Annotated in this window: 10 protein-coding genes; 4 read left to right on the plus strand and 6 right to left on the minus strand. The window is 70.6% G+C overall.

The genetic code is table 11. The features are described from left to right. Positions 1–32: 32 nt before the first annotated feature. Positions 33–293 carry a preprotein translocase subunit SecG gene (gene secG / locus H0524_RS18410; protein ID WP_018727321.1) on the plus strand — a complete coding sequence of 87 codons (261 nt, stop codon included), beginning with the start codon at positions 33–35 and terminating at the stop codon, positions 291–293. Between the two features lie 202 nt (positions 294–495). Here secG and pgl read toward each other — a convergent pair whose 3' ends face one another. The 6 genes from pgl to tkt are packed head-to-tail and all read right to left on the minus strand — an operon-like array spanning position 496 to position 8,853. Then, a complete protein-coding gene (gene pgl, locus H0524_RS18415) occupies positions 496–1,266 on the minus strand; it encodes a 6-phosphogluconolactonase (protein ID WP_180199759.1) in 771 nt (256 codons plus the stop codon). Beyond that, entirely contained in the window at positions 1,263–2,276 is a 1,014-nt protein-coding gene (locus tag H0524_RS18420) for a glucose-6-phosphate dehydrogenase assembly protein OpcA (protein WP_180199760.1), read from the minus strand. Before H0524_RS18420 ends, pgl begins: the two co-directional genes overlap by 4 nt. A 34-nt stretch (positions 2,277–2,310) precedes the next feature. Next, the gene (gene zwf, locus H0524_RS18425) at positions 2,311–3,828 is read right to left on the minus strand and encodes a glucose-6-phosphate dehydrogenase (protein WP_180199761.1); all 1,518 of its coding nucleotides are present in this window, start codon (positions 3,826–3,828) and stop codon (positions 2,311–2,313) included. Between the two features lie 31 nt (positions 3,829–3,859). Continuing rightward, positions 3,860–5,524 carry a glucose-6-phosphate isomerase gene (locus H0524_RS18430; protein WP_180199762.1) on the minus strand — a complete coding sequence of 555 codons (1,665 nt, stop codon included), beginning with the start codon at positions 5,522–5,524 and terminating at the stop codon, positions 3,860–3,862. Continuing rightward, positions 5,521–6,699, minus strand: a complete 1,179-nt coding sequence (gene tal, locus H0524_RS18435; RefSeq protein WP_180199763.1) for a transaldolase — start codon at positions 6,697–6,699, stop codon at positions 5,521–5,523. The genes H0524_RS18430 and tal overlap by 4 nt, the downstream gene beginning before the upstream one ends. 15 nt (positions 6,700–6,714) lie before the next feature. Then, the gene (gene tkt, locus H0524_RS18440) at positions 6,715–8,853 is read right to left on the minus strand and encodes a transketolase (RefSeq protein WP_180199764.1); all 2,139 of its coding nucleotides are present in this window, start codon (positions 8,851–8,853) and stop codon (positions 6,715–6,717) included. Positions 8,854–9,108: 255 nt separating this feature from the next. Between tkt and H0524_RS18445 the strand changes: the two genes are divergently transcribed. The 3 genes from H0524_RS18445 to H0524_RS18455 all read left to right on the plus strand — a co-directional run bounded on the left by H0524_RS18445 (position 9,109) and on the right by H0524_RS18455 (position 11,594). Further along, complete coding sequence (locus H0524_RS18445) at positions 9,109–10,071, plus strand: heme o synthase (RefSeq protein ID WP_180199765.1); 963 nt, start codon at positions 9,109–9,111, stop codon at positions 10,069–10,071. A 253-nt stretch (positions 10,072–10,324) separates the two neighbouring features. After that, positions 10,325–10,660, plus strand: coding sequence for a hypothetical protein (locus H0524_RS18450; protein WP_018223379.1), 336 nt, complete (start codon positions 10,325–10,327; stop codon positions 10,658–10,660). A gap of 10 nt (positions 10,661–10,670) precedes the next feature. Continuing rightward, positions 10,671–11,594, plus strand: a complete 924-nt coding sequence (locus H0524_RS18455) for a RimK family alpha-L-glutamate ligase (RefSeq protein ID WP_180199766.1) — start codon at positions 10,671–10,673, stop codon at positions 11,592–11,594. Positions 11,595–11,624: the final 30 nt, after the last annotated feature.

The following is an 11,624-nucleotide window of genomic DNA, read 5'->3' on the forward strand; positions in this document are numbered from 1 at the left end:
CGAGGATCGCAACGAGAGGACTGTCCCCCGCCATGCCGATCTGGTTCGCGTACACGTTGATCGTGTTGCTGGTCATTACGAGCGTCATGCTCACCCTGCTGATCCTGCTACACCGGGGTAAGGGCGGTGGGATGTCCAGCATGTTCGGCGGCGGGGTCAGCTCCAGCCTGGCTGGGTCGTCGGTCGCCGAGAAGAACCTGGACCGCTACACCGTGCTGGTGGGCATTGTCTGGTTCGCCTGCATCGTCGGTCTTGGGCTCTGGTTGCGACTTCAGCAGTCCAGCATCGGCTGAGCCCAGCGCCTCGCGTCACCACCGCGCGCGGTTCGTCTTCGGACGAGCCGCGCGCGGTTCGTTTTCCCCATCCCGCCGCAGGTGCCACCACGTCCGCGGTGCCGCTACATCTGGGTGCCACCACGTCCGCGGTGGCACCACGTCCGCGGTGGCACCACGTCCGCGGTGGCACCACGTCCGCGGTGCCACCACGGGCGGCAGCTCAGCGGACGCTGCGGAAACGGGCGGGTAGGTCGGCGGCGGCGCTGCGATCCAGCAGCCAGAGGGTACGGTTGGTGCCCCGCACACCGGCGGCCGGTAGCTGCACCGGTCCCGCGCCCGCCAGCGCCAGGCCGACCGCGCGGGCTTTGTCCGCCCCGCTGGCGACCAGCCACACCTCCTCCGCGGTGTTGATCGTCGGCAGGGTCAGGGTGGTCCGGATCGGTGGCGGCTTCGGGCTGCCCCGGACCGCACTGACCGGCCGGCTCTCGTAGTGCACCGGATGCTCCGGGAAGACCGAGGCCACGTGCCCGTCCTCGCCCACCCCCAGCAGGAGCACGTCGAAGTGGGGGAGGGCGGCGGTGCCGGGGCGGGCCGCCTGGGCCAGCTCCGCCGCGTACCGGGCGGCGGCCTCCTCCGGGTCGCTGCCGGCCGGGTCGTCCGAAGCCGGCATCGGGTGCACCCGGGCCGGGTTCAGCGGCACCGCGTCCAGGAGCGCCGCCCGGGCCTGCGTCGCGTTGCGCTGCGGGTCACCCCCGGGCAGGAACCGCTCGTCGCCCCACCAGACGTCCACCCGGGACCAGTCGACCGCCTCGCGGGCGGGCAGCGCCGCCAAGGCCCGGTAGACGGCGGCGGCGATCCGCCCGCCGGTCAACACCACCGACGCCTGACCGCGCCCGGTCTGCGCATCGAGGATTCGGACCAGTAGCCGGGCGGCCACCGCCTGCGCCAGTAGCTCGGCGTCGGCGTGGACCGCGATACTCGCCTCGCTCATGCCCGCGCGACCCCCGCGTGCGCAGTGATCCCCGCCTCGGCCTGCCGGGCCTGGGCCGGGTCCTTCCAGACATGTACCCGTTGGGCGGGGCGGCGTTCCAGCCCGGAGAGCCCGGCCGCGGCACCGAGCGCCTCCGCGTACACCTGGTCGGCGTCGAGTCGGCGTAACTCCTCGGCCAGTTCGTCGCCGAGTGGCCGGCGTACCAGCGGCAGGAGGCGGTCCTCCTGGCCGGTGCGGCGGAACACCGCCATGCTGTCGTTGCGGGTCAGCGTCAGCTCGTCGCCGTTGGCGCAGCGCAATTGCACCTCATGCATCCGGGAGTGCTGGTCGGTGTGCCGCCACTCGGGATCGATCCCCAGCCGGGCGGCGAGCCAGCCGCGCATCAGCGCGGCCGTCGGGTCGGTCGGTGGTGCCACCACGGTCGCCGCGGTGACCCGTGCCTCGGTGGTGTCGAAGGCGCCCGCCACCAGGGTGCGCCACAACGTGACCCGGGTCCAGGCCAGGTCGGTGTCACCGGGCGCATAGTCGTGCGCCCGCTGCCGCAGCGCCTCGATCGGGTTGTCGGCCTGCGCGGCGTCGGTGATGCGCCGGTCGGCCACCACGCCCAGGAAGTCGGTGGCGATCTCGGCCGGCGGGTCCGCGTGCCACCAGGTCACCACCGGTACGTCCGGCACCAGCAGCGGCATCACCACCGACTCGGCGTGTAGGGCCAGCCGCCCGTGCATCCGGGCCACCACCGCCTCACCGGGACCGAGCCGGCCCCCCACGACGATCTCCGCGTCCAGCCGGCTTCGATCCCGGTCGACGTCGGAACGAACCACGATCAGCAGCCGGCACGGGTGGGCGGCGGAGGCGATCGTCGCCGCCGCCTCCGCCTCGCGGACCCGCTTCTCGTCCACCACGACGATCAGGGTGAGTGCCATGCCACTGGCCACCCCGCCGGCGCTGCGCCGCTCGGCAGCGAGCGCCTTGACCACCTCGTTGCCGGTGGTGTCCCACAGGCCGATCATCGCTGCCTCCCAGTCCGCTCGCGTTGCCCGGTCGTCACGCCCGCCGCCAGGCGCGGCCCGCCTGGGCCAGCATCTCGTCGGTGCGGCGGGGACCCCACTCACCGGATCGGTAGGGCTCCGGTTTCGTGCCCGCCCAGGCTTGTTCCAGCGGGTCCACCACCCGCCAGCTCTGCTCGACCTCGGCGGCGTCCGGGAAGAGGGTGCGGTCGCCGATCAGGACGTCCAGCACCAACCGTTCGTACGCCTTCGGGCTGGCCTCGGTGAACGCCTCGCCGTACTGGAAGTCCATCGCGATGTCGCGGACCTCCATCGCGGTCCCGGGCACCTTGGAGCCGAACTTGAGGACCACGCCCTCGTCCGGCTGGACCCGGATGACGAGTTGGTTGTTGCCCAGCGACTTCACATCGGCGTCGTTGAACGGCAGGTGTGGGGCCTTCTTGAACATGACCGCGACCTCGGTCACCTGGCGGGGCATCCGTTTGCCGGCGCGGATGTAGAAGGGCACCCCCGCCCACCGGCGGTTCTGGATGCCAAGCTGCACCGCGACGTAGGTCTCGGTGGTCGAGTCCGCCGGGACGCCCTGCTCGTCCAGGTAGCCGAGGGCACGTTCGCCGCCGACCCAGCCGGGCAGGTACTGGCCGCGTACGGTCCCCTGGTGCACATCTGGTGGCAGGGTGATGGCCTTGAGCACCTTGATTTTCTCGGCGCGGATCTCGTCGGCGGCGAAGCTGGTGGGCTCCTCCATCGCCACCAGCGCGAGCAGCTGCAGGAGATGGTTCTGGAGTACGTCCCGGGCGGCGCCAGCGGTGTCGTAGAACCCGGCCCGGGTGCCGATCCCCACATCCTCGGCCATGGTGATCTGCACCGAGTCGACGTATCTCGAGTTCCACAACGGCTCGAACAGGTTGTTGGCGAACCGCAGGGCGAGGATGTTCTGGACTGTCTCCTTGCCCAGGTAGTGGTCGATGCGGAAGACGTCCCGACGGGTGAAGACATCGTCCACCAGGTCGTTGAGTTCCTTCGCCGAGGGCAGATCGTGCCCGAACGGCTTCTCGACCACGACTCGGCGCCACCCGCTGGAGCTGGCGTTATCCGACATTCCGGTGCGGGCGAGCTGCTTGAGCACCACCGGGAAGGCCGCCGGGGGGATGGCGAAGTAGAAGGCGGCGTTGCCGGGAATGCCATGCGACTGGCGTAGCCCGTCCAACGTGCCCGCCAACTGGTCGAAGGCGGCGTCCTCGTCGAATGACCCGCCGACGAACTTGATGTTGCCGGCCAGCCGCGCCCACACCTCCTCGCGCCAGGGAGTGCGGGCGTGTGCCTTCGCCGCGGCCTGGGCGACGGACTCGAAGTCGCCGTCATCCCAGTCCCGGCGGGCGAAGCCGAGCACGACGAAGCTCGGGGGCAGCAGCCCTCGGTTCGCAAGGTCGTACACCGCGGGTAGTAACTTCTTGCGGGCCAGGTCCCCGGTAACGCCGAAAATGACCAGAGCGCAGGGTTCCGGGATGCGGGGCAGCCGTCGGTCCTGCAGGTCGCGTAACGGGTTGGTCACGCCGTCTCCTCGCTCCGCCTTGTTTCGTCCGTCATCGTCGCCTGGGTAGCGCGCCAGCCGCCTCCAACAGCTGCGTCACCCCCGCCGACCGGTCGGTCAGGTGGAGCCGCAGCACCGGACGCTTCCGGTCAGCCAGGGCCTGCCGGTCGCCAGCGGCCTGTGCCGCCTGCAACTCCCCGAAGCTGTACGGCTTCCCGGGCACCGGCAGATCAACGTCGACCGTACCGGTTAGCTGGAGGAAGCTACCCACCTGTGGGCCGCCCTTGTGATATTGCCCGGTGGAATGCAGGAACCGGGGGCCCCAGCCGAAGGTCACCGGCGGGCTGAGAGCCTCGGCCAACGCGGAGCGGAGCCGGGCCGCGTCGGCATCGGCCCCGCGGTCGAGGTACGCCATGACCGCGAGGTAGCCGTCCTCATCCACGCCGTCGATCAGCCAGCGCATCGCGCCGGCCAGGTCGCCCGGTACACCCGCCGGGGCGTACACCTCGATCGCGCCCTCAGTGCAGGACGGCTGCTCCGACGGCGCGCCCGAGGCCAGGATCCGGTTGGTGTTCTCCTTGCTCTCGGTGACGTTCGGTTGGTTGAACGCGTCGATGCCGAGCACCACGCCGGCAACCGCGACCGCATACTCCCAAGCGAGGAACTGGGCCCCCAACGGCCCGTTGACCGCCACGTCCGGCGCGCCCCCGGGCCCTTCCCCGCCGCTGAGTTCCCCGGCGGTCAGCGCCCCGCCGTAGCTGACGGTGAGGATGCCCTCGCCGGTGGCGCCCGGGCTGGTCGGCGACTCGACGACGACCGGCAGGATGCCGCTCCCGGACTTTCCGGTCGACTCGGCGATCAACTGCTCGGCCCAGTCACCGAGCCCGTCGATTCCGCTGCCGTCCGAGACCAGCGCCACCTTGTCCCGGCCGGCGGTGGCCGCCGCACCCAGCGCGGCGCCCAGCGCCAGCGCCGGGTTGTCTCGCTCGCCGGCCAACGACCCGGCGAAAGCCTCGGCCTGGTCCAGTAGCTCGGCCACCTCGACCCCGGCCAGCGCCGTCGGAACGAGTCCGAACGCGGTCAGCGCGGCGAAGCGCCCGCCGACATTCGGATCGGCCAGCACGGTGAACGCGCCCATCTCGGCAGCGGTCGCCGCCAGCGGCGAATCCGGGTCGGTGACGATCACGAAGTGCCGCCCGGCCTCCGCCTCGGACATCCCCGCGTCGAGGAACGCCTGCCAGTACGCGCGTCGCTGGCTGTCGGTCTCCACCGTCGAACCGGACTTGCTGGCCACCACGACGACGGTCCGCTCCAGGCGGTCGGCGAGCGTCGCCCGGAGCTGGCCCGGATCGGTGGTGTCCAGGATGGTCAGCGGCCGGCCGAGCGTCCGGGAGATCACCTCGGGAGCCAGCGACGAGCCGCCCATCCCGCAGAGCACCACGTGATCCAGGTCGGCCAGCTCCGAGGTCAGCTCGGCGAGTTGCGGAAGCAGATCCCGGCTGCGGGTGTGGGTGTCGACCCAACCCAGCCGGATCCGCGCCTCGGCCTCCGCCTCCGGCCCCCAGAGCGTGGGGTCCTTCGCCGCCAGTTTGCCGGGAACACCGGCCGTGGTTACCGCGGTCCGGGTGGAGGCGGCCGCGGCCTGGTCAACCGCGTCTGCCCCGCGCACCGAGAGGCCGGCAGCGGCCTCGACGGGCGGTCCGAGAAGCTCGCTCACGCGTTGCCTCCCGCCTGCTCGGCGGCCCGCGCGTTCTTCGTGGCGGCGTCACCGGGGTGGTCGACGCCCCGGTTCGCGGCGGCGAGGGAACGGCGGACCCCTTCGAGTAGCTCGTTCCAGCTCGCCGCGAACTTCTCCACCCCCTCGCGCTCCAGGGTGTCGATCACGTCGGTCAGGTCAACCCCGGCCGCCGCCAGGCCCGCGAAGACCTTCCGTGCCTCGTCGTAGCCGCCGGTGACGGTGTCGCCGCTGGTCTCGCCGTGCTCGGCGTAGGCGTTGATCACCGGTTCCGGCATCGTGTTGACGGTGCCGGGGGCGATCAGTTCCTCGACGTAGAGCACGTCCCGGTAGTCCGGGTTCTTGGTCGAGGTGGAGGCCCAGAGCGGTCGCTGCGGATGTGCCCCGGCGTCGGCGAGGGCCTGCCACCGGTCAGAGGCGAAGACCTGGCTGTAGCGCTCGTAGGCCAGTCGGGCGTTGGCGATAGCGGCCCGACCGCGCAGCGCCCTGGCCTGCTCCGCGCCGATCTTCTCCAGCCGCTGGTCCACCTCGGTGTCGACCCGGGAGACGAAGAAGGACGCCACCGAGCCGATCCTGGACAGGTCGTGGCCGTTCGCCTTCGCCCGCTCCAGGCCGGTCAGGAACGCCTCCATGACCGCCGAGTAGCGGTCCAGCCCGAAGATCAGGGTGACGTTCACACTGATCCCCTCGGCCAGGGCGGCGGTGATCGCCGGCAATCCGGCCTCGGTGGCCGGGATCTTGATGAACAGGTTCGGCCGGTCCACCAGCCACCAGAGCGCCCGCGCCTCGGCGATGGTCTGCGCGGTCTCGTACGCCAGCCGCGGGTCCACCTCCAGCGAGACCCGTCCGTCCACTCCCGCCGACGCCTCGTACGCCGGTCGCATCACGTCACAGGCCCAGCGCACGTCGTACGCGGTGAGGGTGCGGACCGCCTCCTCGACGTTCACCCCGCGCGTCGCGAGGTCGTGTAGCTGCCAGTCGTACTCCTTGGCGTCGCCCAGGGCCTTGGCGAAGATCGTCGGGTTGGTGGTCACCCCGACCAGGTGCTTCTCCCGGCGCAGCCGGTCCAGCTCGCCGGAGCTGAGTCGCGTCCGCGAAAGGTCATCGAGCCAGACCGCCACACCCGCGGCGGTGAGCTCACCCAGCCTGTCCGTCATGCCGTCGCGCTCCCCTCAGTTGCCGGTCGGATTACCGGTGATGTCGCCGACCCGGGTCAGTGCGGCGTGCGCCGCACCCACGATCCGGTCCGGGGTGAAACCGAACTCCTCGAAGAGCACGGTGTGCGGGGCGCTCGCCCCGAAGTGCTCCAGGCTGATGGTCTCGCCGCAGTCACCGACGAAGGCCCGCCAGGACATCGCGACACCCGCCTCCACGCTCACCCGTGCCCGCACCCCACGGGGTAGGACCGATTCCCGGTACGCCTCGTCCTGGGCCCGGAACCACTCCTGGCAGGGCATGGAGACGACTCGGGTGGGGGTGCCGTCGGCCTCCAGCCGCTCCCGGGCGGTGAGGCAGAGCTGCACCTCCGAGCCGGTGCCGATGAGGATCACCTGCGGCTTGCCGCCGCCGGCCTCGGCCAGCACGTACCCGCCGCGGGCCACCCCTTCCGCGCTGTTGAGCACGGACCGATCCAGGGTCGGCAACGGCTGGCGGCTCAGCGCCAACGCGGCCGGTCGGTCGGTGTGCGTCAGGACCTGCCGCCACGCCCAGGCGGTCTCGTTCGCGTCGGCGGGGCGTACCACGTCCAGGCCGGGGACCGCCCGCAGCGAGGTGAGGTGCTCCACCGGCTGGTGGGTCGGACCGTCCTCACCGAGGCCGATCGAGTCGTGCGTCCAGACGTAGGTCACCGGCAGCTTCATCATCGCCGCGAGCCGCACCGACGGGCGCATGTAGTCGCTGAAGACGAGGAAGGTGCCGCCGTACGGGCGGGTGCCACCGTGCAGTGCGATTCCGTTGAGGATGGCGGCCATCGCGTGCTCACGGATGCCGAAGTGCAGCGTTCGGCCGTACTCGTTGCCCGGGAAGTCCTTGGTGGCGTGCTCGGCCGGGATGAAGGACGGCTCGCCCTTCATGGTGGTGTTGTTGCTGTCCGCCAGGTCGGCCGAGCCGCCCCACAACTCCGGCAGCACCGGTGCGAGCGCGGCGAGGACCTTGCCGGAGGCCGCGCGGGTGGCGAGGCCCTTGGCGTCGGCGGGGAACGTGGGTAGGGCGTCCGTCCAGTCTGCCGGCAGGGTCCGGGTGGCCAGCCGGTCCCAGAGCGTCCGGCGTTCCGGGTTCGCCCGCCCCCAGGCCGCGAAGGTCTCGGTCCATTCGTGTTGGGCGGCGATGCCACGTTCCAGTGCCTGGCGGGCGTGCTTGAGGACGTCCTCGTCGACCTCGAAGGTGCGCTCCGGGTCGAAGCCGAGGAGTTCCTTGGTCGCCGCGACCTCGTCGGCGCCGAGCGCCGCACCGTGGATTTTGCCGGTGTTCCGCTTGTTCGGTGCTGGCCAGCCGATGATGGTGCGCAGCGCGATGAACGACGGCCGGCCGTTCTCTGCCCTGGCCGCCAGGAACGCCCGGTACAGCGTGGCCACATCCTCGTGGTAGTCGTCGGCGTCGGCGTCGCCGCGCCGCCAGTCGACGGTCTGCACGTGCCACCCGTACGCCTTGTAGCGGGCTGTGACGTCCTCGCTCTTGGCGATCCGGGTGTCGTCCTCGATCGAGATCTCGTTGTCGTCGTAGATCACGCAGAGGTTGCCCAGTTGCTGGTGCGCTGCGAGGGCGCTGACCTCGTGGCTGATCCCCTCCTCGATGTCGCCGTCGGAGGCGATGCACCAGATGTCGTGGTCGAAGGGCGAGGTGCCGCGCGCCGGCTCGGGGTCGAACAATCCGCGTTCCCGGCGGGCGGCCATCGCCATTCCGACCGCGTTGCCCAGGCCCTGCCCGAGCGGGCCGGTGGTGGTCTCCACTCCCGGGGTGTGCCCGTACTCGGGGTGGCCGGGGGTGAGGGAGCCCCACTGCCGCAGCCCTTCCAGGTCGGCGAGGCTCATCGGGTAGCCGGAGAAGTAGAGCTGGATGTAGAGGCTGAGGCTGGAGTGCCCGGCGGAGAGGACGAAGCGGTCCCGGCCGGGCCAGGTCGGGTCGGCGGGGTTGTGGCGCATGACCCGGTTGAAGAGTAGGTAGGCCGCGGGCGCCAGGCTCATCGCGGTGCCGGGATGGCCGTTGCCGGATTTCTCGACGGCATCCATGGCCAGTACGCGGACCGTGTCGACCGCCCGACGGTCGAGGTCGGACCAGTTGAGTGCAGGAAGCTCGGGTCGGTTGTCAGCCACGTTCGGTGTGCTCCTCGGCAGATGGGCGGAACCCTCACCGGTGACCCTATCGAGCGGTCCTAAACGTCCGCCCGGGGATCCGTGCATGCTGTTCTCCCGGTTCCGGCCGCTTAGTCGCGTACGGGTGTGACGCCCCGCACCGTTGCTGGGTCAGCAGGGCAGCCATTACGGCGGCGCGTAGGGTGGGGCGGTGATGGTCCCGGAGTGGGGCCCGATCATTCCGACCTCCCCCGCCCATGCCGGAAGGTGGCATCCGTGAGCATGATCACCGAGCGCCCCGTCAGCGACACCGCCGGGCAGTCGGTCAGCACGACGGGGGATGGGGCGGTCGGCTCGCGGCGGGACCTGCGGGCGGTGGTCGCGGCGTACGTGGCGTTGACCAAGCCGCGGATCGTGGAGCTGCTGCTGGTTACCACCGTGCCGGCGATGATGCTCGCGCACGGCGGTCTGCCGTCGCTTTGGCTGATGGCGGTGGTGCTGGTCGGCGGGTCGCTGGCGGCCGGCGCGGCGAGCGTCCTGAACTGCTACATCGACCGTGATATCGATCAGGTGATGCGGCGCACCAAGCGTCGCCCGCTGCCGGCGCACACCGTCACACCGCGGAACGCATTGATCTTCGGCCTGGTGCTGGCAGTGGTCTCGGTCACCTTGCTGGCCGTCTTCACCAATGCGTTGGCCGCCGGGTTGACACTGGCCGCGATTCTCTATTACGACCTGGTCTACACCGCCTGGCTCAAGCGCACCACCACGGCGAACACCTTCTGGGGCGGGGCCTGTGGGGCGGCGCCGGTGTTGATCGGCTGGGCCGCGGTGACCGGTTCCCTCGCGCCGGCCGCCTGGGCGCTCTTCGGGGTCGTCTTCTTCTGGCAGATGCCGCACTTCTATCCGCTGGCGATGAAATACAAGGACGACTACGCCCGGGCGGGCATCCCGATGCTGCCGGTGGTGGCGTCCACCCGGCGGGTCAACGCCGAGATTCTCGTCTTCGCCTGGCTGACGGTGCTGGTGTCGCTGGTGGCCTGGCCGCTCGGGGCGGGGATCGGGCCGGTCTACGGGCTGCCGACCCTCGTCGTGGGGGTCATCTTCCTGGTCGAGGCGCACCGGCTGTGCCGTCGGGCGGCGCGGGGGGAGGCGGTCAAGCCGATGCGGCTGTTCCACTGGTCCACCACCTACCTGACCGTTGTCTTCGCGGCGGTTGCGCTGGACGCGGTGATCTGACCGTCCTGCCCTGGTCGGGGGCGAAGATATTGGGTTTTGTCGGGTTTCGTCATTGATCTGCGGGAATCCCTGGTTGGTCGGAAATCCGTCACCCTGGTTTATGTTTTGGAAATCCCCTGGCCGTTAATGCGAAAATTATGCAGGTAAATCGGGTCAAAAGGGGCATCTCTGGTCACGCTTTCGGGGTAACTGGCATCACAAAAGGTTCACCGAACTCGCCCGCATGGGGGGAACTCTGCTTAGGCTTCGCGTCATGGCAGATCGTTCCGATACGACGCTGACGGCCGAGCAGGCCGCCAACGGTCCGGCCCCCAGCGGCCTGGTGGCCGGCATCAAGTCGTTCGCCGCCGGGCATGGTGGGGCGAAGGCGGTCATCGAGTATGTCGGCAAGCGTGGTGCGCGCATCGTCCTCGTCGGCTCCGACGGAGTCTGGGGCGACCAGTTCGCCGACGACACCGTCGTCGCGCGGCAGGCGTGCGCCAAGGCGGGCGTCACCGTCGAGAACGCGTGGGAGCGTGAACTGATGGACCAGATGCGTCCGAGTAATGATCTCTGGCGGTCGATGGCCCGACGCACGATGGCTCGTTAGGCTCCCGGCCATGGTGATCACTTCGCCCGAGTCGGCCCGGCGGGAGCCCCGGGTCGCCATCGTGACCTGCGCGGCCTTTCCTGACCTTGAGAGTGACGACCGCCTCGTCCACGCGCCGCTCGCGGCTCGCGGCATCACCGCCGAGGCGGTGATCTGGGATGATCCCGGCGTGGACTGGGCGGGTTATGACCTGGTGGTCCTCCGCTCGCCGTGGGACTACACCGCCCGCCGGGATGCCTTCGTCGCCTGGGCGGCGACGGTGCCGGCGCTGGCCAACCCGGCGGACATCGTCCGCTGGAACACCGACAAGCGCTACCTCGAGCAGCTCTCCGCCGCGGGAGTGGCCGTCGTCCCCACCTCCTGGATCGAACCGGGGCAGCAGTGGTCGCTCCCCGCGGAGCGTGGGCAGTTCGTCATCAAGCCCTCGGTCGGCGCGGACAGTCGGGACACCGGCCGGTACGACCTGGCCGACCCCGAGCACCGGGAACTCGCCCAGGCACATGTGCGGCGCATCGGCGCGGACGGGCGAGTGACCATGGTGCAGCCGTACCTCTCCGCCGTTGACACCGACGGGGAGACCGCGTTGCTCTTCCTTGCTGGCCCCGACGGCCTGCGTTTCAGCCACGCGATCCGTAAGGGCGCGATGCTGACCGGCCCGGACCTGGGGCCGGAGGAGCCCCGTAAAACCGAGCAGATCACCCCCCGCGCCGCGACCCCGGAGCAGGTGGCGTTGGCGGAGAAGATCCTCGCCGAGATTCCGGGCGGACCGGAGCGGCTGCTCTACGCCCGGGTCGACCTGATTCCGGGCGAGGGCGAGGTGCCGCTCCTGGTCGAGCTGGAACTGACCGAGCCGTCACTCTTCCTCGGGTACGCCGACGGCGCCCCGGATCGTCTCGCGGATGCCATCCTGACCCGCCTGCAAAACCAACCCTGAACATCCTCGCTCAACGTCGTCGGACGCGGT

The sequence above is a fragment of the Salinispora sp. H7-4 genome (genome assembly GCF_013416675.1).
Lineage (GTDB): Bacteria > Actinomycetota > Actinomycetes > Mycobacteriales > Micromonosporaceae > Micromonospora > Micromonospora vitiensis.